At 57.9% G+C, this 22,567-nt stretch carries 17 protein-coding genes; 14 read left to right on the top strand and 3 right to left on the bottom strand.

The features are described 5' to 3' along the window. Positions 1–39: 39 nt before the first annotated feature. From L888_RS0107085 to L888_RS0107075, 3 genes are all read right to left on the bottom strand, one after another. Positions 40–813, bottom strand: a complete 774-nt coding sequence (locus L888_RS0107085; RefSeq protein WP_005844857.1) for an ABC transporter ATP-binding protein — start codon at positions 811–813, stop codon at positions 40–42. 68 nt (positions 814–881) lie between these two features. Next, positions 882–1,331, bottom strand: a complete 450-nt coding sequence (locus L888_RS13465) for an endonuclease domain-containing protein (protein WP_245594841.1) — start codon at positions 1,329–1,331, stop codon at positions 882–884. 87 nt (positions 1,332–1,418) lie between these two features. Further along, positions 1,419–2,177 carry an MlaE family ABC transporter permease gene (locus tag L888_RS0107075; protein ID WP_027952393.1) on the bottom strand — a complete coding sequence of 253 codons (759 nt, stop codon included), beginning with the start codon at positions 2,175–2,177 and terminating at the stop codon, positions 1,419–1,421. A gap of 341 nt (positions 2,178–2,518) precedes the next feature. Between L888_RS0107075 and lptB the strand changes: the two genes are divergently transcribed. The 14 genes from lptB to L888_RS0107005 all read left to right on the top strand — a co-directional run bounded on the left by lptB (position 2,519) and on the right by L888_RS0107005 (position 22,331). After that, a complete protein-coding gene (gene lptB, locus L888_RS0107070; protein WP_044248880.1) occupies positions 2,519–3,331 on the top strand; it encodes an LPS export ABC transporter ATP-binding protein in 813 nt (270 codons plus the stop codon). Between the two features lie 17 nt (positions 3,332–3,348). After that, the gene (locus L888_RS0107065) at positions 3,349–4,851 is read left to right on the top strand and encodes an RNA-binding domain-containing protein (RefSeq protein ID WP_027952391.1); all 1,503 of its coding nucleotides are present in this window, start codon (positions 3,349–3,351) and stop codon (positions 4,849–4,851) included. A gap of 139 nt (positions 4,852–4,990) precedes the next feature. Then, complete coding sequence (tig, locus tag L888_RS0107060; RefSeq protein ID WP_027952390.1) at positions 4,991–6,346, top strand: trigger factor; 1,356 nt, start codon at positions 4,991–4,993, stop codon at positions 6,344–6,346. A gap of 126 nt (positions 6,347–6,472) precedes the next feature. Next, positions 6,473–7,141, top strand: a complete 669-nt coding sequence (gene clpP, locus L888_RS0107055; protein ID WP_027952389.1) for an ATP-dependent Clp endopeptidase proteolytic subunit ClpP — start codon at positions 6,473–6,475, stop codon at positions 7,139–7,141. Between the two features lie 62 nt (positions 7,142–7,203). After that, positions 7,204–8,448 carry an ATP-dependent Clp protease ATP-binding subunit ClpX gene (clpX, locus tag L888_RS0107050; RefSeq protein WP_027952388.1) on the top strand — a complete coding sequence of 415 codons (1,245 nt, stop codon included), beginning with the start codon at positions 7,204–7,206 and terminating at the stop codon, positions 8,446–8,448. Positions 8,449–8,522: 74 nt separating this feature from the next. Further along, positions 8,523–10,751: a DNA helicase RecQ gene (gene recQ / locus L888_RS0107045; protein ID WP_005844841.1), complete on the top strand. Its 2,229-nt coding sequence runs from the start codon at positions 8,523–8,525 to the stop codon at positions 10,749–10,751. A 109-nt stretch (positions 10,752–10,860) separates the two neighbouring features. Then, entirely contained in the window at positions 10,861–12,345 is a 1,485-nt protein-coding gene (gene guaB, locus L888_RS0107040; RefSeq protein WP_027952387.1) for an IMP dehydrogenase, read from the top strand. Between the two features lie 79 nt (positions 12,346–12,424). Further along, complete coding sequence (locus tag L888_RS0107035) at positions 12,425–13,849, top strand: peptidylprolyl isomerase (protein WP_027952386.1); 1,425 nt, start codon at positions 12,425–12,427, stop codon at positions 13,847–13,849. Positions 13,850–13,856: 7 nt separating this feature from the next. Continuing rightward, positions 13,857–15,317 carry a peptidylprolyl isomerase gene (locus L888_RS0107030; protein ID WP_027952385.1) on the top strand — a complete coding sequence of 487 codons (1,461 nt, stop codon included), beginning with the start codon at positions 13,857–13,859 and terminating at the stop codon, positions 15,315–15,317. Then, a complete protein-coding gene (locus L888_RS0107025) occupies positions 15,314–17,044 on the top strand; it encodes an OstA-like protein (protein ID WP_027952384.1) in 1,731 nt (576 codons plus the stop codon). The genes L888_RS0107030 and L888_RS0107025 overlap by 4 nt, the downstream gene beginning before the upstream one ends. Next, a complete protein-coding gene (locus L888_RS0107020; RefSeq protein WP_027952383.1) occupies positions 17,041–17,340 on the top strand; it encodes a hypothetical protein in 300 nt (99 codons plus the stop codon). The genes L888_RS0107025 and L888_RS0107020 overlap by 4 nt, the downstream gene beginning before the upstream one ends. Next, positions 17,337–19,220, top strand: a complete 1,884-nt coding sequence (gene mutL / locus L888_RS0107015; RefSeq protein WP_027952382.1) for a DNA mismatch repair endonuclease MutL — start codon at positions 17,337–17,339, stop codon at positions 19,218–19,220. The genes L888_RS0107020 and mutL overlap by 4 nt, the downstream gene beginning before the upstream one ends. A 34-nt stretch (positions 19,221–19,254) precedes the next feature. Continuing rightward, positions 19,255–20,424: an OmpA family protein gene (locus L888_RS0107010; RefSeq protein ID WP_027952381.1), complete on the top strand. Its 1,170-nt coding sequence runs from the start codon at positions 19,255–19,257 to the stop codon at positions 20,422–20,424. A 398-nt stretch (positions 20,425–20,822) separates the two neighbouring features. Next, positions 20,823–22,331 carry a BspA family leucine-rich repeat surface protein gene (locus L888_RS0107005; RefSeq protein ID WP_027952380.1) on the top strand — a complete coding sequence of 503 codons (1,509 nt, stop codon included), beginning with the start codon at positions 20,823–20,825 and terminating at the stop codon, positions 22,329–22,331. Positions 22,332–22,567 lie beyond the last annotated feature (236 nt).

The raw sequence follows: 22,567 nt of genomic DNA, 5'->3' as shown, positions 1-22,567 counted from the left end.
GGGGTTGCTCCGCCGCTGTGTTTTGGCCTTTCTTGGTTTTTATCCTCGTTCCTCCTCTTCCATTTCCACCTCTTTCACCTTGCGGAAGAGGTCGGAGGCGAAGACCAGGTCGTTGAGCCGCTTGTTGGTGGCGCCCATTACCTGGTCTTTGTTGCCCTGCCACTCTTTGCGTCCTTTGTAGATAAAGATGATGTTCTCGCCGATACCCATCACCGAGTTCATGTCGTGGGTGTTGATGATGGTGGTAATATTGTATTCTTTCGTGATGCCCGAGAGCAGCTTGTCGATGACAAGCGAGGTCTTGGGGTCGAGTCCCGAGTTGGGTTCGTCACAGAAGAGGTATTTCGGGTTCAGCACGATGGCCCGGGCGATGGCCACGCGTTTCTGCATGCCGCCCGATATTTCTCCGGGAAACTTGTGCTGCGCGTCGAGCAGGTTCACGCGTTCCAGGCACTCCTGCGCCCGCTTCACGCGTTCGCGGTAGTTCATGGTCGAGAACATGTCGAGCGGGAACTGCACGTTCTCCAGCACCGAGAGCGAGTCGAAAAGGGCCGCACTCTGGAAGATCATGCCCATCTCGCGGCGCATCATCACGCGTTCGCGCTTGCTCATGGTGACGAAATTGCGGCCGTCGTAGCGTATCTCTCCGCTTGTCGGCTCGAGCAGTCCCACGATGTTTTTCACAAGCACGGTCTTTCCCGAACCGCTCTGTCCGATAATCAGATTGGTCTTGCCGGTCTCGAACACGGCGTTAATGTCATTCAGGACCGTCTTGTCCTCGAACGATTTGGTCAGGTGTTTAACTTCGATCATAGCCCCCTAAGTTAGGGGGTTGGGGGTCTGAGCAGCCTTTGTATGGCTCTTCCGTACGCCCCAACCCATTATGATATATCCCCGGAAACCGGGTCTTTTTTTTCTTTCTTTATCCTTGTGCCTCCTCTTCCGAGGGGCAGTTGTATGTGTTTGTCGGCAGCCAGTTGCATGGCTGTTTCGTGTAGTCGCTCCACAACACCCTGCACGCCGTTCTCCAGTTCTTCGTTCTTCATCCGCGTAACCGTGATACCTTGCTGGTTCAGGTAGCCGGTACGGTCGGCATCTTTCTGTCGGTTCTCCGGCGTGTCGTGTATTTTGCCATCCACCTCGACACACCATCGCAGCTCCGTACAGAAGAAGTCCATCACATAGGGGCCGTAGCCATGTTGCCGTCTGAACTTCAGCCCCTCGATCTGGCGGCCTTTGATGTAGTGCCATAGCAAGAGTTCGCACGAAGTGGCATCGCGTCTCAACTGTCGTCTGAGGTCCTTGGTGTAGATGGGATTGGAGTCGGACATGGTGCGGGAGAGAGGTGTTTGGCGTGAAGTGATTGTGGGCTGACGCGTTGTCCAGACCCCCAACCCCCTAACTTAGGGGGGCTGGGCTCACGAAAGCAACTGTGTTAGGAACACGTCTGAGAACAGGATGAGGACGCTGCTGCTCACTACGGCGTCGGTCGAGGCCTTGCCCACCTCCACCGAGCCGCCCTCCACCGTGTAGCCGAAGAACGACGACACGCTGGCAATGATGAAAGCGAAGCACAGGCTCTTGATGATACTCATCCACACAAACCACTGGTTGAACGAGTGGTGCATGCCCGCTGTGAGGTCGTCGGGCGACATCATGTGGCCGAGATAGGCCGTGGCATACGCGCCCATGATGCCCATGGCCGAGGAGAACACCACCAGGAAAGGCATGATGGTTACCAGTCCCATAATCTTGGGCAGGATGAGATAGCTGGCCGAGTTCACGCCCATGATGTCGAGGGCGTCTATCTGCTGCGTCACCCGCATGGTGCCCAGCTCCGAGGCGATGTTGGAACCCACCTTGCCGGCCAGAATCAGACACATGATCGAGCTGGAGAATTCCAGCAGCATAATCTCGCGCGTGGTGTAGCCTGTCACCCATCGCGGCATCCAGGGGCTCTGGATGTTCACCTTCATTTGGATACAGATCACGGCCCCGATAAAGAAGCTGATGAGCAGCACGATGCCGATGGAGTCGACGCCGAGCTGCGACATCTCTTTCACATACTGCTTCATGAACATGCGCATGCGCTCGGGACGCGAGAACGAGCGCCCTATCAGAATCAGGTATTTGCCGAATGTGGTGAGCCACTTCAGCAGAAGTTTCATGATAATCATTGGTGCAAAATTAAGCAAAAACCGTCGATAAACGGCCAATCCCCGGCCGCTTTTTGCTTTTTTAAGGCTAATGCTTTTCCCTCGCCGAATGGGTGAGGAACCGCCGGCAGCCTGCTGCGCCCATGCTGCCGGGCGGCAGGGGGCGGTGCGTTTGCCGGGCAATCGCCGTCCGTCTGCGGCGTAATCGTGGCGCGTCCACGGCGCAATCGCAACGCGTCTGCGGTGTGACGGTCGCGCGTGCATGCCGCAGCGGAACCGCCACGGGCCCCGCAACACGAAAAAAGGAGCAAGTTGCGCTTGTTCCGTTGAATTTTCGTACATTTGCAACCAAAACAAACGACATGAACGAAAACAACCTGAATGTGGCGCCTGCAGGGACTGCGGGTGCCGTGCTGCGTGCCGAGGGACTGGTGAAACGCTACGGTGCACGCACCGTGGCCAACGGCGTGACCTACAACGTGAAGCAGGGCGAAATCGTGGGGCTGCTGGGCCCCAACGGCGCCGGCAAGACCACCTCGTTCTACATGACCACCGGCCTCGTGGTGCCCAACGAGGGCCACGTCTATATCGACGACTACGAAATCACCGACTATCCCGTCTACAAGCGCGCGCGCGCCGGCATCGGCTACCTGCCCCAGGAGGCCAGCGTGTTCCGCAAGATGAGCGTGGAGGACAACATCATGTCGGTGCTCGAGATGACCGACAAGCCGCGCCAGTACCAGCTCGACAAGCTGGAGAGCCTCATAACAGAGTTTCGTCTGGGCAAGGTGCGCAAGAACAAGGGCGACCAGCTCTCGGGCGGCGAGCGCCGGCGCACGGAGATAGCCCGCTGCCTGGCCATCGACCCGAAGTTCATTATGCTCGACGAACCCTTTGCCGGCGTGGACCCCATTGCCGTGGAAGACATACAGCACATCGTGTGGCGGCTGAAATATCACAACATCGGCATCCTCATCACCGATCACAATGTGCAGGAGACGCTCTCCATCACCGACCGCGCCTACCTGCTCTTCGAGGGGCGCATCCTCTTCAAGGGCCTGCCCGAGGACATCGCTGCAGACCCCACTGTGCGCAAGCACTACCTGAGCGAGAACTTCGTCTACCGCAAGTTCAAGCCCAACGACGAGGACATTCGCTACGTGGAGGGGAGGTAATCTAAAAAGACTGCAAGATGAGCCGTGAACCTTTCGACCTGCAACAAATAGCGTCGCTTCGGGAAAACAACAGGCTGGAAGCCAAGCGTGCCCGGGGCGGGGTGCCGCATTCCATGTGGGAAACCTACAGCGCTTTTGCCAATACAGAGGGTGGAGTGATTCTGCTGGGTGTGGACGAGACGCGGAATCATCAGTTGATGGTGACAGGAGTGGATGCTCCACAAACCTATATTCGGGACATTTGGAACACGGTGAACAATCCGCAGAAGGTCAGTGTCAATATTCTAACAGAGCGCATGGTATATGCAGAGCGGGTGGATGGCAAGGATATCATCGTAGTCGAAGTGCCGAGAGCTGACCGCAGTCTACGTCCGGTCTATCTTAACAAAAACCCTGAAAGCGGTTCCTATCGCAGAAACTTTGAAGGCGATTACCATTGTAACAAGGAGCAGATTTCAGCCATGTATCGCGATGCTTCCGAGGTAACAATGGATAGAAAGGTTCTGGTTTCCAAAGAGATTGACGCGTTTTGCAGAGAGACCATAATCGACTATCGAGGACGTTTTAAGGCTTTCCATCCCAGTCATGTCTGGAATCAGCTGGACAACGAACAGTTTCTTCGTCACATCGGGGCGGTGCAATGGTCGGGCGAAGACCTGCGTTTTCATCCTACTTTGGCCGGGCTCTTGATGTTTGGTTTCGACTTTGAGATACTGCAAGAACTCCCCCAATACTATCTGGATTATCGGGAAGAGTTCGACCCCGGTGTCAGATGGACACATCGTTTGGTGTCCAGTTCGGGCGACTGGAGCGGAAATATCTACGACTTTTTCTGGCGTGTATATCCTCGTCTAAGGCAAAATTTGCCGGTTCCTTTTGCCGTAGATGGCGGCGTGAACCGTATAGACGAACCTCGTACACATCTGGCCATAAGGGAGCTTTTGCTCAACGCCTTGGCGCACGGCGACTATTTTGGTCGTCGGGGATTCGTAGTTGTCAATGCGCCCTCGGGCATACGGATAGCCAATCCCGGGGACATGCGGGTGAGTCTTGATGTGGCTCTTGAGGGCGGCGTGTCGGATCCGCGCAACAGTATGGTCATGCGCATGTTTAGTCTGGTGGGCATTGGCGATCGGGCTGGCAGTGGAATGCCCGATGCCATTTCGGCTTTACGGGAGGAGCTTCACGCTGAAATGAGCTGCCGAGTTTCCCTCGATCCAGACAGGACAACGCTGGATATTCAGTTTGGTAAACCGCTGGTAAAAGCTCCATCCGCTGATAATCCGTTGATAAACGGGCCGTCCGTTGATAAAAACGCGGATAAGATGGCACAGATATTGGCTTTTATCAACGGGTGGGGAGAGGTGAAGACGGCTGAGGTCGCACAGGCGTTTCGGCTGAGTATGACGCAGTCGCGGTATTATCTGCAGAAGCTGATAGAGGCAAATCAAATCGTGGCTTGTGGAGGCAACAGAAACCGAAGTTACAAGGTGAATGGGAAAGAAAGGCGATTGGAATAACCGGAAATAGCTGCGTTAAAAAAACAAATTTTCATTTGTTATATTAGGTATATTCGCAAAATATCAGTAATTTTGCGTTCCGAATTGCTGTAACCCCCTTACGATCAATCAAAAATAAACAAAATAGTAAAGACAAAAGATGAAAGTTTCGTTTGAGAACCCCGACAAGATCAATGCCCTGTTGACCATCACTGTCGAAGAAGATGACTACAAGAACGACGTGGAAAAGACACTGAAGGACTATCGCAGGAAAGCCAATGTGCCCGGTTTCCGTCCCGGTCAGGCTCCGATGGGCATGATTAAGCGCCAGTTCGGCGCCTCGGTCAAGATGGATGCCATCAACAAGATCGTTGGCAACGAGATACAGAAATACATCGCCGACAACAAGGTGCAGATGCTCGGCGAGCCCCTCGCCTCGGAGAAGCAGGAGCCCCAGGACCTGGAGAAGGCCGGCCCCTACACGTTCATGTTCGACATTGCTGTTGCCCCGGAGTTCGACGTTGAACTCTCCGACAAGGATACCATCGACTATTACAGCATCGACGTGGACGACGAATTGGTGAACCGCCAGGTGGAGATGTTCGCCTCGCGCACGGGCAAGTACGAGGATGCAGAGACGTATGCCGAGGGCGACATGCTCAAGGGCGACCTGCGCGAACTCGACGAGAACGGTAACACCAAGGAGGGCGGTCTCACCGTCGAGGCGGCCGTGCTGATGCCCAACTACATTAAGGCCGACGACCAGAAGAAGCTCTTCGACGGGGCCAAGGCTGGCGACATCATCACCTTCAACCCCCGCAAGGCCTATCCTGAAGGCGATACAGAGATTTCGGCCCTGCTGAAAATCAAGAAAGAAGAGGTGGCCGAACACACGGGTGACTTCAGTTACCAGATCACGCAAATCCAGCGTTTCCAGAACCATGCCGTGGATCAGGAGCTCTTTGACCAGACCTTTGGCGAGGGCGTTGTGAAGAGCGAGGAGGAATTCCGCCGGAAGATCGGCGAGGGTCTGAAGGTGCAACTCGGCCGCGACAGCGATTACAAGTTCCTGCTCGACGTGCGCAAGTACGTGGAAGACAAGGTGGGACAGCTCACTTATCCCGATGCTCTGCTCAAGCGCATCATGCTGCAGAACAACAAGGACAAGGGCCAGGAGTTCGTCGACAAGAACTATGAGGCGAGCCTCAAGGAGCTCTCGTGGAGCCTCATGCGCAGCAAGCTCTCCGAGAAGGCCGGCGTGAAGGTGAACGACGACGACGTGAAGAACGCCGCCCGCGAGACCGCCCGCGTGCAGTTTGCCCAGTACGGCATGAGCAACGTGCCCGAGGAGTATGTGGACAACTACGCCAACGAGCTGCTCAAGAAGCAGGAAACGGTGCAGAACTTCGTGGATCGCGCCGTCGACGTGAAGCTCACGGAGGCCGTCAAGAACGTGGTGAAGCTGAACGAGAAGCACATCTCGCTCGACGATTTCAACAAGATGATGGGCGAGTAAAAACGTTTTTTTAGAAAAAATAATCTCTTCGCGAAAGGGGTTATCGACTTTTTTTAGTAACTTTGTGTTACTGATACATGGAAAAGAGTCGGTAATCTCTTTTCGCAGTTTAATAAGAAAGGAATCATGAACAACGATTTTAGAAAGTATGCCACCCGGCATTTGGGGATGAACGGCATGGTGATTGACGACGTGGTCAAGGCTCAGGCGCAGTATCTCAACCCCTATATCCTCGAAGAGCGACAGCTCAATGTGACACAGATGGACGTGTTCTCGCGTCTGATGATGGACCGCATCATCTTCCTCGGAACCGAGATCGACGACTATACGGCCAACACCCTGCAGGCTCAGTTGCTCTATCTCGACTCGGTGGACAATGGCAAGGACATCTCCATCTATATCAACTCGCCCGGTGGCAGCGTGACGGCCGGGCTGGGCATCTACGACACCATGCAGTTCATCACCAGTAACGTGGCCACCATTTGTACGGGTATGGCTGCCTCGATGGCTGCCGTGCTGCTTGTGGCAGGGGCCGAGGGCAAGCGTTCGGCGCTGCCTCATGGCCGCGTGATGATACACCAGCCGCTCGGCGGCGTGCAGGGCCAGGCCTCGGACATAGAGATTGAAGCCCGCGAGATTCAGAAGTTCAAGAAAGAACTTTATACCATCATTTCCAACCATTCGCACCAGACCTACGAGAAAGTATGGCAGGACAGCGACCGCAACTACTGGATGACGGCCGAAGAAGCCAAGGAGTATGGTATGATCGACACCGTGCTGGCCCGCAAGCAATGAGCGGGCAGACATGCCCCGCATAAGCGATAACCCGAAAGCAATCAAAGGAGAAGAAAGAAGCAATGGCAAAGAAAGTTTGTTCGTTCTGCGGAAGAAACGAAGACCAGGTAAGGCTGCTCATCACCGGACTGAACGGCTATATCTGTGAGGACTGCGCCGCGCAGGCCTACAATATTGTGCAGCAGAGCGGCGTGCTGGGGAGCGAAGCCGAGGGCGAAGACACCGAGAAGGCGTACCGACCCAAGAAAAAAGTGCCCAAGCCCAAAGAGATTAAGGGCTATCTGGACGAGTATATCATCGGGCAGGATGAGGCCAAACGCTATCTGGCCGTGGCCGTGTACAACCACTACAAGCGGTTGCAGCAGCCCAAGGATGACGATGGCGTGGAGATTGAGAAGAGTAACATCATCATGGTGGGCTCCACCGGCACGGGCAAGACACTGCTGGCCCGCACCATCGCCCGGCTGCTCGACGTGCCTTTCACCATCGTCGACGCCACGGTGTTTACCGAGGCCGGCTACGTGGGCGAGGACGTGGAGAGCATTCTGAGCCGCCTGCTCCAGGTGGCCAACTACGACGTAAAGGCGGCTGAACGCGGCATCGTGTTTATCGATGAGATAGATAAAATTGCCCGCAAGAGCGACAATCCCAGCATCACCCGCGACGTGAGCGGAGAGGGTGTGCAGCAGGGACTGCTCAAGTTGCTCGAGGGCACGGTGGTCAATGTCCCGCCGCAGGGCGGGCGTAAGCATCCCGACCAGGAGTACATCCACGTGGATACGAAGAACATCCTCTTCATCTGCGGCGGAGCTTTCGACGGCATCGAGCGCAAGATCGCCCAGCGGCTCAATACCCATGTGGTGGGCTACAGCTCGGTGCAGAACACACGCAACATCGACAAGGGCGACCTCATGAGGTATATCATGCCGCAGGATCTGAAGTCGTTCGGACTCATTCCCGAGCTCATCGGCCGTGTGCCGGTGCTCACCTATCTGAATCCGCTCGACCGCAAGGCCCTGCGCCGCATCCTTGTGGAGCCCAAGAACTCCATCGTCAAGCAGTATGTCAAGCTGTTCGAGATGGATCACATCGCCCTGACCTTTGCCGAGGACGCCCTCGACTTTATCGTCGATAAGGCTGTGGAATACAAGCTCGGGGCCCGCGGACTGCGCTCTATCGTGGAGGCTGTTATCATGGATGCCATGTACGATGTGCCCTCACGGCGCATCAAGAAGTTCGAGGTGACGCTCGACTTTGCCCGGGCCCAGCTCGACAAGGCCCGTCTGCAGAAGCTGGAGTCGGCTTGAGCCGGCTCCGCTTCACCCCTCTATGCGCCGTAGACCGACGCGCCGCCTGACGAACAATCTGAACTACCGCAACAATGGCACAGGAAGTAAACCTGCTCGAACAACTGAAGCACTATTTCGGCTTTGACGCTTTCAAAGGCGATCAGGAAGCCATCATCCGCAACCTCATGGCGGGCAACGACACGTTTGTGCTGATGCCCACCGGCGGCGGGAAGAGTCTCTGCTATCAGCTGCCCTCGCTGATTATGGACGGCACGGCCATCGTCGTGTCGCCACTCATTGCGTTAATGAAGAATCAGGTGGACGTCATCAATGGCCTTACCGAGGAAGACGGTGTGGCCCACTTCCTCAACTCCTCGCTCAACCGTGCCGCCATCAACCAGGTGGAGCAGGACGTTCATTCGGGCAAGACCAAGCTGCTTTATGTGGCTCCCGAGTCGCTCAACAAGGAAGACAACCTGGCTTTCTTCACTTCGTTCAAGATTTCGTTCTACGCCATTGATGAGGCCCACTGCATATCGGAGTGGGGACACGACTTTCGTCCCGAGTACCGCAACATCCGTCCCACGATAGACCGCATTGCTTGTGAGCAACATGTGGACAAGGTGCCCGTCATCGCGCTCACCGCCACGGCCACCGACAAGGTGCGTACGGATATTAAGAAGAGCCTGGGCATCATGGATGCGCCCGACTTCAAGAGCTCGTTCAACCGGCCCAACCTGTATTATGAAGTGCGCCCGAAAGTGAGCGAGGAAGACACCGACAGCCAAATCATCCGCTTTCTGAGGCAACACGAGGGCAAGAGCGGCATCGTCTATTGCCTCTCGCGCAAGAAAGTGGAGGAGCTGTCAAAGAAATTACAGCTCAATGGTTTCAAGGCAGCACCCTATCATGCCGGGCTGGACACGGAGCTGCGCACGAAGACCCAGGACGACTTTCTCAAGGAGGAGCTCGACGTCATCGTGGCTACCATCGCCTTTGGCATGGGCATTGACAAGCCCGACGTGCGGTTTGTCATCCACTACGACATACCCAAGAGCCTCGAAGGCTACTATCAGGAGACGGGCCGCGCCGGCCGCGACGACGGCGAGGGCATTTGCATCGCTTTCTATTCGCCCAAGGATCTGAAGAAGTTGGAGAAGTTCATGGAGAACAAGGGCGAGGCAGAGAAGGAGATAGGGCGGCAGTTGCTCGAGGAAACCAAGGCCTATGCCGAGACCTCGGTGTGCCGTCGCAGGTTCCTGTTGCATTATTTCGGAGAGGAATATCCCAAGCCTGACTGTGGGAACTGCGACAATTGCAAGCATCCGCAGAAGCCGCGCGATGCGCAGGATGCGCTTGTTGAGGTGCTGAGCGCCGTTCGCGCCGTGAAGGAAAACTTCGACCAACCCTATATTATAGACTTTGTAAAAGGCCGTGCCACCGACAACATTGTGCGTCACGGGCACGACCAGCTGCCCGAATTTGGCGGCGGGGCCAAAATCAATGAGGAGATGCCCGGTATCTGGCATCCGGTCATCCGTCAGGCCATGATTTCTCATTATATCCGCAAGGACGTGGAAAACTATGGTCTGCTGAAGCTCACACCCGAGGGACTTGGCTATCTCAAGAGTCCCAAACCGTTCATGGTGGTGCTCGACCGCGAGTTCGACGATGTGGAGGAAACGTCGGACGGAGGCACCAGCGCACTCGACGAGAACCTGCATGCCCTGCTCAAGAAGTTGCGCAAGGACGTGGCCCGCCGGCACAACCTGCCGCCCTACGTCATCTTTCAGGATGCCTCGCTCACGCTCATGGCCACCAGCTATCCCACCTGTATGGAGGAACTGCTGCAAATCCAGGGGGTGGGGCAGGGCAAGGCCCGCAAGTTTGGTAAGCCCTTTGTCGATCTCATCAAGCAGTATTGCGAGGACAACGGCATTCAGCGCACTGACATGATGCGCGTCATCAGCTTGCCCAACAAGTCGCTCAAGAAGCTCAAAATCATTGAGCTTATCGACAAACGCGTGCCGCTTGACGAGATCGCCAATGCGCAAGGCTGCGATTTCGACGAGTTGCTCGACGAAATAGAGACCATCGTGAACAGTGGCATGAAGGTCAATCTGAACTATTATCTCGACGATGAGAATGTCATGGATCCTGACGAGATGGAGGACATCTACGAGTATTTCCGCGGCAGCGAGTCCGACGACATTGACAAGGCCATCGACGAAGTGGACATCTACGATGATGATCACGGGCTCACAGCCGAGGAGAAAGCCCGCTTGGTGCTCATCAAGTTCCTGTCCGAGGAAGCCAATTGAACGGACGCGTTAAATAGCATTAACGCAGGAAGAAATCGGGAGGAATCGCGCAAGTATGTGCGAAAATATTGCTATATTTGCACGCAATAAATTTATAAATACCCATTTTATGTCATCATTTGTTGCAGATAAAATTGTCATGGACGGCCTGACTTTCGACGACGTCCTGCTCATTCCTGCTTATTCTGAGGTGCTGCCCAAGGAGGTAGAGCTGAAAACCAAGTTTTCCCGTCACATCAATTTGAATGTTCCTTTCGTCACTGCAGCCATGGACACGGTTACGGAAGCGTCGATGGCGATTGCCATTGCCCGTGAGGGTGGTATCGGCGTGATACACAAGAACATGACAATAGAGGAGCAGGCCCGCCAAGTGGCTATCGTGAAGCGGGCCGAGAACGGAATGATCTACGACCCGGTGACTATCCGTCGCGGCCGCACCGTGCGCGATGCGCTAGAGATGATGCACGATTACCACATCGGAGGAATCCCTGTTGTGGACGAGGAAAACCATTTGGTGGGTATTGTTACCAACCGCGACCTGCGCTTTGAGCGGCGTCTGGACAAGACAGTGGACGAGGTGATGACCAGCGAAAACCTGGTGACCACCCATCAGCAGACCGATTTAATCGCTGCCGCACAGATTCTGCAGGAGAACAAAATCGAGAAGCTGCCCGTGGTTGATGCCGCCAACCGCCTCATCGGTCTGATTACTTATAAGGACATTACCAAGGCCAAGGACAAGCCTATGGCCTGCAAGGACGAGAAAGGCCGGCTGCGTGTGGCCGCCGGCGTGGGTGTTACGGCCGACACGCTCGACCGTGCCCAGGCACTCGTCGAGGCTGGCGTGGACGCCATTGTCATAGATACGGCCCACGGTCATACCAAGGGTGTGGTGGGCAAACTCCATGAAGTGAAGTCCACTTTCCCCGGTGTCGACGTGGTGGTGGGCAACATTGCTACGGGCGAGGCCGCCAGATATCTTGTCGACAACGGTGCCGATGCTGTGAAAGTGGGCATCGGACCGGGCTCCATCTGCACCACCCGCGTGGTGGCCGGCGTGGGCGTTCCGCAGCTAAGTGCCGTCTACGACGTGTATTCTGCCCTGAAAGGCACTGACGTTCCCCTGATTGCCGATGGCGGTCTGCGCTATTCGGGCGACATTGTAAAGGCCCTGGCCGCCGGTGGCAGCTGTGTCATGGTGGGCTCTTTGGTGGCTGGCACCGAGGAGTCGCCGGGCGAGACCATCATCTACAACGGCCGCAAGTTCAAGAGTTATCGCGGCATGGGCTCGCTGGAAGCCATGGGACAGAAGAACGGTTCACGCGACCGTTACTTCCAGGGCGACACCAATGATGTGAAGAAGTTGGTGCCGGAGGGCATTGCCGGACGCGTTCCTTACAAGGGTACGGTGCAGGAAGTGATCTACCAACTCGTGGGCGGACTGCGTTCGGGTATGGGCTATTGCGGTGCGTCGACCATTGGCAGCCTGCACGATGCCAAGTTCGTTCACATCACCAATGCCGGCGTCCAGGAGAGCCATCCGCACGACATCGCCATCACCAGCGAGGCTCCCAACTACTCCAGACACGAATAATCCACAATACGAATTGCCGGGGTGACAGCGTGTGCGCACGGTTACCACCCCGTTATAATGACTAAGCGAATCCTCAGAAATGAATACGAAGCTGTTGCTGGGCGCCATGCTGATGTGTGGCTCTTTCTCTTTTGCCCAAAGCGATGACCCCGTGCTGATGACCGTCAACGGCCACGCCGTGACGCGTTCGGAATTTGAATATTCTTACAACAAGAACAATTCGGAGGGTGTCATCGACAAGAAGACGGTCAAGGAATACGTTCCCCTGTTTGTCAATTACAAGTTGAAAGTGGAGGCAGCAAAGGCTGCCCGTTTGGACACCATGCGGTCGTTCCAGCAGGAATTTGCCGGTTACAGAGACCAGCAGATTCGTCCAGCCATGATTAATGATGCCGATGTGGAGGCCGAGGCCCGTAAAATCTATGCGCAGACCCAGCAGCAAGTCGACGGCAACGGCGGCATGGTGCAGGTGAGCCACATCTTGTTGTTGTTGCCGCAAAAGGCTTCGGCTGACGAGCAAAAGGTGGCCAAGCAGCGTGTCGACTCCGTGTATGAGGCCCTGCGCCGGGGAGCCGACTTCGCCGAAATGGCCAGTAAGGTTTCCCAAGACCCCGGCTCGGCTGCCAAGGGCGGCGAGCTTCCGCTCATCGTCAAGGGCCAGACCCTGCGCGAGTTTGAAGACCAGGCGTGGCAGCTCAAGGATGGCGAGATGAGCAAACCCTTTCTCTCGCCGGCTGGCTGGCATATCATCCTGAAGCGCGGACACCAGAATTTCTACAGCTACGAGAGCCAGCGCGAGGCCATTCTGAAGTTTATCGACCAGCGAAACCTGCGCGAACAAATCATCAATGCCAAGCTCGACACTCTGTCCCGACAGGAGCACACCACCCCTGCTCAACTGCTCGAAGCCAAGAAGCAAGAGCTCGAAGCACAGGATCCCAGCCTGAAATATCTCATTCAGGAGTACCACGACGGACTGTTGCTCTACGAAATCAGCAACCGCACTGTGTGGGACAAGGCCCAGAAAGACGAGGCCGGACAGGCCGCTTACTTCAAGCACAACAAGAAAAAATACAAGTGGGAGCAGCCCCGCTTCAAGGGCATTGCCTACAGCACACGCGATGAGGCCGATGTGAAACGGGTGCAGACTGCCGTGAAGAAACTCCCGTTCGACGCTTGGGCCGAGCAGTTGCGCAAGACGTTCAATGCCGATTCCGTGCTCCGCATCCGGGTGGAGAAGGGCATCTTCAAGCAGGGCGACAACGCCTTGGTCGACCAGAAAGTGTTCGGTGTGGACACTGTACCCCAGCCCATGAAGGGCTATCCCTACATGGCCGTGTACGGCAAGAAGCTCAAGGCCCCCGAGGAACTGGCCGACGTCAAGGCTCTGGTGGTGGCCGACTATCAGGAGGAGCTGGAGCGGCAGTGGGTGGAGCAGCTGCGCAGGCAGTACCCCGTGACCGTGGACGAGCAGGTGCTCGACACGGTAAACAAGCACAAATAAGAATCGTATGAGAATCAAACAGACATCAATAGCCGCCGCCATCATTCTGTCGGCCGGTCTCTCCGCCATGGCTGGCAGCCGCGGACGCATGGCGTCGGGGCTGCAGGGCCAGTCCACAACGGCCGACACCGTGAAGTCGGTACCCGCCCCGAAGCCCGAAGTCCCCCCCGTGCCCGAGAGCAGTGTCGTGGACGAAGTGATCTGGGTGGTGGGCGACGAGCCCATCCTCAAGTCGGATGTCGAGATGATGCGCATGCAGGGACAGGCCGAGGGCATGAACTGGGGGGGCAACCCCGACTGCGCCATCCCCGAGCAACTGGCCGTGCAGAAGCTCTTCCTGCACCAGGCAGCCATCGACTCGCTGGAGGTCACCGAGTCCGAAATAGCCAATGGCGTGGAGCAGCAAATCAGCCGATGGATTGAGGTCGCCGGCGGACAGGAGAAACTGGAAGAGTATCGCAAGCAGTCGATCAGCGAGATGCGGGCCGACATTCACGATGATTTCAAGAACCAGCAACTCATCCAAAAGATGAAGCAGAAACTCGTCGAGGGCATCAAGGTGTCGCCCGCCGACGTGCGTTCCTACTTCCGCTCGCTGCCGGCCGACAGCATACCCTTTGTGCCCACCGAGGTCGAAGTGCAGGTCATTGAGCGTGCGCCGAAGATTAAGCTCGAGGAAATCAACCGTGTGAAAGACGAGCTGCGCAACTTCACCGACCGCGTGAACAAGGGCGAGACCACCTTTGCCACGTTGGCCCGCCTCTACTCCGAGGATCCCGGCTCGGCCCGCCAGGGTGGCGAGATGGACTACATCGGGCGCGGTCTGCTCGACCCCGCCTTTGCCAGTGTGGCTTTCAACCTCACCGACCCCAAGAAAATCTCCAAAATTGTAGAGACCGAATTCGGCTATCACATCATCCAGCTCATCGACAAGCGCGGCGACAAGATCAAGTGCCGGCACATTCTGCTCAAGCCCAAAGTGTCGTCCGACGAGATCGATGCCGCCGTCAGCCAGCTCGATTCCATCAGTCGTGACATCCGTGCGGGCAAGTTCACGTTCGAGCAGGGAGCCTCGTTCCTCTCCGATGACAAGGATACTAAGAACAATCAGGGCCTGATGTCCAACTCCACGCCCGACGGCATGACCTCGCGTTTCCAGATGAAAGACCTGCCCACCGAGGTGGCCCGTGTGGTCGATACGCTGAAGGTGGGCGAGATTTCGGCTCCTTTCCAGATGGTCAACTCCAAGGGAAAGACCGTCGTGGTGCTGGCCCGGCTCAAGAGTCGCACCGAAGGACACAGGGCCACCATCACCGAAGACTTCCAGGTGATGAAGGAAGTGGTGCTGTCCAAACAGCGCGAAAAGGCCCTCAACGACTGGGTATCCGACAAGATCAAGCATACTTACGTGCGCATGAACGACCGTTATCGGGACTGCACGTTCCAATACCAGGGGTGGAATAAATGACCTTTCAGCACAACGACAACGTTTTGAAACATGGGCATAGGGTCATCATCGTGATGGTTCTATGCTTCTTTGTCCTTGGCCTTGCCATGGCCGCGGGGCGCAAGGCACGGCGCAAGCCGGTGGAAGACCGCGTCTATCTGCTCCACGCCGACGAGCTGCGCTACGACGTCTACGGCCCCAACCCCGACGCCCAGATTGTGAAAGGCCACGTGTCGTTCCGTCACCAGGGTTCCCGTCTCACCTGCGACAGTGCCTATTTCTACCAGGCCACCAACTCCGTGCGCGCCTTTGGCCACGTGTATTTCCGCGAGGGCGACACGCTCTCGCTTACCTGCGACCGCGCCTGGTACGACGGCGGCGAGCAGATGATGGAGGCCCGCCAGAACGTGGTGCTGCGCCACCGGCAACAGACGCTCTATACCGACAGCCTGAATTACGACCGGCTTTACGAGTACGCCTACTTCTTCAACGGCGGCCGTCTCATCGACGGCAAGAGCCGGCTCAGCTCCGATTGGGGCGAGTACCACACCGCCACGCGCATGGCCAAGTTCTGTCTCGACGTGCAATTGCAGACTCCCAAGAACCGCGTCTCCACCGACACGCTCTACTACGACACGCGCCTGTCGCGTGCCCACGTGCTCGGACTCTACACCGCCGACAAGGGGCGGGGAGCCGTGGGCCCCTCCATCATCCGCGGAACCACCAATACCGTCACCACCACCGACGCCTACTTCAACACCAAAACCGACCATGCCGAGCTCTTCGGACGCTCTACAGTGGTGGACAAGGAGAAGACCATCACCGGCGACACCTTGTATTATGACAGCCAGACCGGCCGCAACCGCGGCTTCGGCAACGTGGTCTACGTGGACACGAAGAACAAGAACACGCTGACCTGCGACGAGGTGGTGTACAACGAGAAGACGGGCCGCGGCTATGCCACGCGCCGTGCCCTCGTCACCGACTACTCGCAGCCCGACACCCTCTACATGCACGCCGACACCCTGCGCATCGAGACTTTCAACATCAACACCGACTCCGTCTACCGCAAGGTGCACTGCTACCCCCACGTGCGGGCCTACCGCGTGGACGTGCAGGGCGTGTGCGACTCGCTGGTGTTCAGCTCCAAGGACTCCTGCCTGACCATGTACCGCGACCCCATCGTCTGGAACGGCACGCGCCAACTGGTGGGCGAGGTCATCAAAGTCTACATGAACGACTCCACCATTCGCGAGGCCCACGTGCTGGGGCAGGCCCTCTCCGTGGAGCAGCTGCCCGACAGCATCCACTACAACCAGGTCTCCTCGCGCGACATGTTTGCCTATTTCCGGCAGGGCAACATCCGTCGCAGCGATGCCGTGGCCAACGTGCGCGCCGTCTATTATCCCATGGACGACAAGGACAGTACGCTCATCGGCCTCAACTACACCGAGACCGACACCATGAAGATGTTTCTCTCTGACCAGCGTCGGCTGGAGCGCATCTGGATGCCCAAGGCCCAGGGCACGCTCTATCCCATGACGCAGATACCGCCCGACAAGCCCCGGCTCGACTGCTTCGTGTGGTTCGACTATATCCGTCCGGTCAGCAAGGACGACGTGTTCCGCTGGCGCGGCAAGGCCCAGGGCACCGAGATGAAACGCATCGAGCGTCATGCCGCCCCCTTGCAGCGGCTCAAACCGGCCGGCGTGCCGGCCCCGGCTCCGCCCGAGGGAGCCCGCCCATGAACCTGCTGTTCCAGACCCGCCGCCCCCGCCGCTTCCATCACGAGCCCATCTACATCGACGAGCGGCGCGACCAGCTCCGGGCCGTGGAGCGTCGGGCCCGCGAGGAACTGGGGCTGCCCGTGGAGCCGCTTCCGGCCGACGGCAGTCCGCAGCCCTTGTCTCGCCGGGCAGACGAGGGTCGCCGCTTCCGCTTCTCGGCCGCCGGCCGCCATGCCCACCGGGCCCTCAGCACCGGCCATGTGCTTGCGGTGCTGGTCATCCTGCTGTTTGTTGCCATCCTGCTATTCCTGTTATGAGCGATATTATCCAACTTTTACCCGACTCCGTGGCCAACCAGATAGCGGCCGGCGAGGTGATTCAGCGGCCGGCTTCGGTCGTCAAGGAACTGGTGGAGAATGCCGTCGATGCCGGTGCCCGCCACATCGACGTGCTCGTGGTCGATGCCGGCCGCACGTCCATTCAGGTGGTCGACGACGGCAAGGGCATGTCCGAGACCGACGCCCGCCTCTCGTTCGAGCGGCACGCCACCTCGAAGATACGCCAGGCCGACGACCTCTTCAACCTGCGCACCATGGGCTTTCGCGGCGAAGCCCTGGCCTCGATTGCCGCCGTGGCCCAGGTGGAACTCCGCACGCGCATGGCGTCCGACGAGCTTGGCACCCACCTTGCCATTTCCGGCTCGCGCTTCGGCGGGCAGGAGCCCTGCGCCTGTCCGGTGGGTTCCAACTTCCTCATCGAGAACTTGTTCTTCAACGTTCCGGCCCGCCGCAAGTTCCTGAAATCCAATTCCACCGAGCTCAACAACATCATCGCCGCCTTCGAGCGCATCGTGCTCGTCTATCCCGACATTGCTTTCACGTTCCGCAGCAACGGCTCCGAAATGTACGCCCTGCGGGCCGGCAACCTGCGGCAGCGCATTGTCGACCTCTTCGGTAAGCGCATCAATCAGGACCTGCTGCCCGTCAAGGTGGAGACCTCGGTGTGCAGCATCGGCGGTTTCGTGGGCAAGCCCGAGTCGGCCCGCAAGAAAGGCGCGCGCCAATTCTTCTTTGTCAACGGCCGCTACATGCGTCACCCGTACTTCCACAAGGCCGTCATGTCGGCCTTCGAGCGGCTGGTGCCGCAGGGCGACCAGGTGCCCTACTTCCTCTATTTCGACGTCAATCCGCAGGACATCGACGTGAACATACATCCCACGAAGACCGAAATCAAGTTTGAAAACGAGCAGGCCATCTGGCAGATTCTCTCGGCATCGGTCAAGGATGCCGTGGGCATGTTCAACGATGTGTCGGCCATCGAGTTCGACACCGAGGGCAAACCCGACATCCCCGTCTTCGATCCCAACAACCCGGCGCAGTCGCCCCGGGTCGACTTCAACCCGCAGTACAATCCTTTCGACACCCCCGCCACGGGCATGGTGGAGCGGCGCAGCCGGCTGGGCGGCGGCAGTTCCGACGGCCCCTCGGCCGGCGGCTGGACGCCCGCCCCGCAGTCCCGCATGGGCGCCCCGGCCCAATGGGAGCAGCTCTACGAGGGGCTGGCGCCGGCTGCCGAGGCTCCCGGCGCGCTTTTCCCTGCTGACGGGGCCGCCCCAGGCAGCCTCATCGACGAGAAGTCGCCCGCCCACTACCAGTACAAGGGCCGTTACATCATGACGGCCGTCAAGTCGGGCCTCATGATTGTAGACCAGCATCGGGCCCACCTCCGCATACTCTACGAGCAGTATCGGCGGCAGCTCGCCGCGCGCAAGATGCACGCCCAGAAGCTGCTCTTCCCCGAGTCGCTGCAGCTCTCAGCCCAGGAGGCCGTCACGCTGGACCGCATCCGGCCCGAGCTGGAGGGCATGGGCTTCGAGCTTTCGCCGCTGGGCGGAGGCGCCTTTGCCGTGAATGCCATCCCCGAGGGGCTGGAGGGCATCAGCGTGCCCGTGCTGGTGCGCGACATGCTGGCCGCCGCCGCCGAGAAAGGCACGTCGGCCACCGCCGGCGTGAACGACGCGCTGGCCCTGAGCATGGCCCGTTCCGCCGCCATCCCCTACGGCCAGGTGCTGGGCAACGAGGAGATGGAGAACCTCATCAACGGTCTCTTCGGCTGCGACAACGTGAACTATACGCCCGACGGCAAGAGCGTGCTCTGCATCTTCAAGCAGCACGACATCGAGCAGCTCATGGGCTGACCAACGCATCCCAAACCTCAAAACATATCCGATGATGAAAAAAATCTTCCTCGCACTGGCCCTCGCCGGTGCTGCCCTGGGCGCATCGGCCCAGGATGCCGAACCTGTACAGCAGTACAGCGTAGCCACCAATTCGTTCTGGAGCAACTGGTTTGTCGAGGCCGGCGGCGACTGGAACGTGTGGTATTCGGCCCAGGAACACCATGCCGACAACCACAACGGCATGGGCTTCTTCGGCAGCGAACGCCGCACGTTCGGCGCATCGCTGGCCCTGGGCAAGTGGTTCACCCCCGGCATCGGTCTGCGCACCAAGCTGCAGGCCTGGCAGGGCAAGCGCATCTCGGCACTGGAGCACGACGCCGCGAAATTCGACGCGTGGATACTCAACGAGCACGTCATGCTGAACCTGAGCAACCTGTTCTGCGGCTACAGCGACACGCGCGTGTGGAACCTCGTGCCTTTCCTCGGCGGCGGTGTGTCGCGCAACATGTCACGCAACACCTATGCCATGCAGCTCAGCATGGGCCTGCAGTCGTCGTGGCGCGTGAGCCGCAAGCTCAGCATCTACCTGGAAGGCGGTTGGAACCGCCTCTCCGACGACTTCGACGGTGCAACGGCCTCTGTCGGTGCGGCCCCCCATCAGGGCCCATTGTGCTGGGAGAACAAGGATAACCACGTCTACGGCGAGGTGGGTCTGACGCTGCGCCTGGGCCGCGGCACCTGGAACAGGGTGCCCGATGTGGAGGCCATCCAGTCGCTCTCGCAGAGCCAACTCGACGCCCTCAACGCCCAGCTGGGCGACGCCCAGGCCGAGAACGCCCGTCTGCAGAGCCTGCTCGACGAGCAGTCCAAGCCGCAGGTGGAGGAGACTGTCGCCCCCGAACCGGTCAGCACCGTGGTGTCGGTGTTCTTCAATCTGGGCCGTTCGGAGATTGCCTCGCGCAAGGATTTGGTCAACGTGGAGCCGCTGGCCCGCTACGGTCGTGAGGGCCGCAAGCTCGTCGTGACCGGCTATGCCGACAGCGCCACGGGCAATGCCGAGGTCAACCGCAGGCTTTCCGAGGCCCGTGCCAACACTGTGGCCCGCGAGTTGGAGAAGCTGGGCGTGAGCCGCGACAACATAGTCATCGTGGCGCGTGGTGGCGTGGCCGACCTCTCGCCCGTGTCCTACAACCGCCGCGCCACGGTCGAGCTGGCCAAGTAATCCCCTCGTATTCCCGCGCCGCGTCCTTGCCGGGCGCGCGTGCGCTTTTTCCTTGTTTTGCGGCCACGGCCCAGACGCGTTGCGTTTGCGCCGTGGCCGCATCGCGTTTGGGCCGTAACGGCACGGCGATTACGGCGTTGTCGCGCAGCGTTTGCGGTGCCGCGGTTTTGCATCGAAGCCGTAAAATTTGTGCCGATTCCTTACTTTGTTTATAATAATGTACTATCTTTGCGCGTGAACGGGAACCCCTTTGCAGGGAGTTGCAGGTAGGGTTTTCTGTATAATAGCCGAAAAAACTTAAACCACACTGCTAATCAATAATAACCTAAACGCCCCAGCCTCGGCACGGCGTTCCCGCTTGCACACGGGCGGGTCAAGGAAGAGGCACCTTTGATTTTATGAAAAACGATTTCCTGAAAGGTATGTATGCGACCATTGTCATGCTGTTTGTCACCATGTCCGCCCTGCCGCAGCAGGCCCGGGCGCAGACCAAGGAGGCGTATGTAGTGAGAAGCGCCGACAGTACGACCCTCACTTTCTATTACGACGCGCAGAAGTCGGGCCGTGAAGGCACCACGTATGACATTGGCGCAACCCAGACGGATGAAAAGGGGAACGTGCTCCCGGCCTGGGTGGGGACCATTAAGAACCTTGACAAGTCGACCGTCACGGCCGTGTTCGACGCGTCGTTCGCGGACTATCGCCCGACAAGCACCCGCCGCTGGTTCGCCTACTGCACAACGCTGGAGTCCGTCAAGGGCATGGAAAATCTCAACACGGCCGACGTGACCGACATGAGCCGGATGTTCTATGGCTGCTTTGTGCTGGCCTCGCTCGACCTTTCGCACTTCAGTACGGCCAACGTAACCGACATGTCCGAGATGTTCAGGGCTTGCAATGCGCTGCCCGCTCTCGACCTGTCGAGCTTCAACACGGCCAACGTGACCAACATGAAAGGAATGTTCTGGAGCTGTTTTGCGCTGGCCTCGCTCAACCTGTCGAACTTCAATACGACCAATGTGACCAACATGAACAGAATGTTTGCGTACTGCCGTGCGCTGGCCTCGCTCGACCTGTCGAACTTCAACACGGCGAACGTAACCAATATGGAGATTATGTTCTGGAGCTGCAACGCCCTCACTTCGCTCAACGTTTCGAGCTTCAATACGGAGAAACTGACTTCCTTGCACCAAATGTTCGGAGAGTGTACTTCCTTGCCTTCGCTCGACCTTTCAAGTTTCAACACGACGAACGTGACCGACTTGAACGGAACGTTCAGGGGTTGCTCTTCGCTGACTTCGCTCAATATCTCGAGCTTCAACACGGAGAATGTAACCGACATGTGGGATATGTTCAGAGGCTGCTCCTCGCTGACCTCGCTCGACCTCTCACATTTCAACACGGCGAAAGTAACCAACATGTCCAACATGTTCTCGAACTGCTCCTCGCTGGCCACGCTCGCTGTCTCACACTTCAACACAGCGAACGTAACCAACATGGGGGCAATGTTCAGAGACTGCCGCGCCTTGACTTCTCTTGACCTCTCGAATTTCAACATGGCGAGCATATACGGCATGTACTACATGTTCGAGAATTGCACCTCCCTGACCACCATTTACTGCAACGGCACATGGACATGTGGGGGAGCAAAGGGGATGTTCAAGAACTGCGAGAAACTTGTTGGCGCAGTGGCATACGACAAGAATAAGATAGATGTAGACATGGCGAACCCCGAGACGGGCTATTTCACGAAGAAATCTCCGGCGGGAATTTCGTCTGCAACGGCTTCGCCTGTCGCCGATGCCAAGGACATTTATACGCTGCAAGGCGTTCGTCTCGCCGGCAAGTTCGAGAACCTGCCCGCCAGCGTCTACATCGTGGACGGCCGTAAAGTGGTGAAGAAGTAAGGCTCCCAAGGGCCGGGATATGTAGGGACACGCCCGACGTGTGTCCGCCCGCAGCGTTCGGCGTTCGGACATGCAGGGCGTATGTCCCTACAATTTGGCAACAATGCCGTGTCTTGAAAGGCACTTTTTTGCATCGTTGCCGAAGAGGCTTTAACAAAAACAGTCAATCAATAATAACCTAAACGCCCCGGCCTCGGTACGGCGTTCCCGCTTGCACACGGGCGGGTCAAGGAAGA

Origin of the sequence: Hallella seregens ATCC 51272, assembly GCF_000518545.1 — a bacterium.
GTDB classification, from domain to species: domain Bacteria; phylum Bacteroidota; class Bacteroidia; order Bacteroidales; family Bacteroidaceae; genus Prevotella; species Prevotella seregens.
This window is presented reverse-complemented; position numbering and strand designations above follow the sequence as displayed.

Bases quoted from the DNA above. Each gene is read 5' to 3' on its own strand.
- mutL (WP_027952382.1), top strand. From the start codon at position 17,337: ATGAGCGATATTATCCAACTTTTACCCGACTCCGTGGCCAACCAGATA.
- L888_RS13465 (WP_245594841.1), bottom strand. From the start codon at position 1,331: ATGTCCGACTCCAATCCCATCTACACCAAGGACCTCAGACGACAGTTG.
- clpP (WP_027952389.1), top strand. From the start codon at position 6,473: ATGAACAACGATTTTAGAAAGTATGCCACCCGGCATTTGGGGATGAAC.
- recQ (WP_005844841.1), top strand. From the start codon at position 8,523: ATGGCACAGGAAGTAAACCTGCTCGAACAACTGAAGCACTATTTCGGC.
- L888_RS0107030 (WP_027952385.1), top strand. From the start codon at position 13,857: ATGAGAATCAAACAGACATCAATAGCCGCCGCCATCATTCTGTCGGCC.
- L888_RS0107010 (WP_027952381.1), top strand. From the start codon at position 19,255: ATGAAAAAAATCTTCCTCGCACTGGCCCTCGCCGGTGCTGCCCTGGGC.
- lptB (WP_044248880.1), top strand. From the start codon at position 2,519: ATGAACGAAAACAACCTGAATGTGGCGCCTGCAGGGACTGCGGGTGCC.
- L888_RS0107085 (WP_005844857.1), bottom strand. From the start codon at position 813: ATGATCGAAGTTAAACACCTGACCAAATCGTTCGAGGACAAGACGGTC.
- L888_RS0107020 (WP_027952383.1), top strand. From the start codon at position 17,041: ATGAACCTGCTGTTCCAGACCCGCCGCCCCCGCCGCTTCCATCACGAG.
- L888_RS0107005 (WP_027952380.1), top strand. From the start codon at position 20,823: ATGAAAAACGATTTCCTGAAAGGTATGTATGCGACCATTGTCATGCTG.
- L888_RS0107035 (WP_027952386.1), top strand. From the start codon at position 12,425: ATGAATACGAAGCTGTTGCTGGGCGCCATGCTGATGTGTGGCTCTTTC.
- L888_RS0107065 (WP_027952391.1), top strand. From the start codon at position 3,349: ATGAGCCGTGAACCTTTCGACCTGCAACAAATAGCGTCGCTTCGGGAA.
- L888_RS0107025 (WP_027952384.1), top strand. From the start codon at position 15,314: ATGACCTTTCAGCACAACGACAACGTTTTGAAACATGGGCATAGGGTC.
- tig (WP_027952390.1), top strand. From the start codon at position 4,991: ATGAAAGTTTCGTTTGAGAACCCCGACAAGATCAATGCCCTGTTGACC.
- clpX (WP_027952388.1), top strand. From the start codon at position 7,204: ATGGCAAAGAAAGTTTGTTCGTTCTGCGGAAGAAACGAAGACCAGGTA.
- L888_RS0107075 (WP_027952393.1), bottom strand. From the start codon at position 2,177: ATGATTATCATGAAACTTCTGCTGAAGTGGCTCACCACATTCGGCAAA.
- guaB (WP_027952387.1), top strand. From the start codon at position 10,861: ATGTCATCATTTGTTGCAGATAAAATTGTCATGGACGGCCTGACTTTC.